General features: G+C 65.1%; 2 protein-coding genes. Both read right to left on the reverse strand.

Translation table 11 applies throughout. The features are described from left to right. The coding region (locus AC1DS3_RS38945) for a glutathione S-transferase N-terminal domain-containing protein (RefSeq protein ID WP_477129401.1) at positions 1–257 on the reverse strand (257 nt) is incomplete at its 3' end. A 93-nt stretch (positions 258–350) separates the two neighbouring features. Continuing rightward, the coding region (locus AC1DS3_RS38950) for a sulfatase family protein (protein WP_477129402.1) at positions 351–1,085 on the reverse strand (735 nt) is incomplete at its 5' end.

Below are 1,085 nucleotides of genomic sequence, written 5' to 3' on the forward strand. Positions count from 1 at the left end.
GCCGGGTACAGCGCACCTGCCTTGCCGTACTCCATGGCGAGGTAGCGCAGGATGGAATTCGACTCCCACAGCACAAAATCGCCATCGATGATCGTCGGGATGCGCCCGTTGGGATTCATGGCGAGATAGTCGGGCTCGTTGTTGCCGCCGAACTGCATGCCGGCGTCGATCCGCCGGAACGGCACGCCAAGTTCTTCGCAACCCCACAGTACCTTTTGCACATTGACCGAATTCGCACGGCCCCAGATCGTCAGCATTCGATGTATTCCCGTTGAAGATTGCCGCGTTTCGCGCAATCTTCAACGATACACCAAGGCGCCAAGGTGTGGATCGGGGCCTCGGCCGGGTCGTTACCGCTGCGGCATATCCGTCGCCGAATACCCCAGGCTGACTGTGGCATCCTCCGGAATCGGCGGCATGCCCGCATTCCACGCCAGCCAAGCCTCGCGCATCGCCGCCAGCCGCTGGGGCTCGCGTTTTGCCAGGTTGGCGCGCTCGCGCTCATCGCGGCTGAGATCGAACAGGTACTCGTGTCCGTCCACCTGCAGATACTTCCAGTCGCCGTCGCGCAGCGCGCGCTGGTCGCGGTGGTTCATGCGCCAGTGCAACGGGCGGTGGAAGCGGTGCGCCGCATCGCGCAGCAACGGCATCAGAGACACGCCGTCCAGCGGGTAGCCAGGATCGGCCTGCACACCCGCCGCATCCAGCATCGTGGCCGACCAGTCCATCGTCATGCAGTGCTGCGCGCTGGTGCCGCCCGGCGCGATCATCGCGGGCCAGTGCGCGATCCATGGCACGCGGATGCCGCCCTCGGTCAGGTCCATCTTGCCGCCCACCAGCGGCCAGTTGTCCGAGAAGCGCTCACCGCCGTTGTCGCTGGTGAAGACGATCAGCGTGTTATCGAGCTGACCGAGCTGGCGCAGCGCTTCCACCAGCCAGCCGATGCCCTCGTCCATGTGGCTGATCATCCGCCGGTAGGTGTGGATGTTGCCGCCGTCGAGATGGAACAGGTTGTTGCTGACCTGCTGCGCCAGCGCGGCGTCGTCGCGGGTTTCCCACGGCCAGTGCGGCGCGGTGTAATGCAG

The organism is Cupriavidus sp. 01L46 (genome assembly GCF_056399905.1).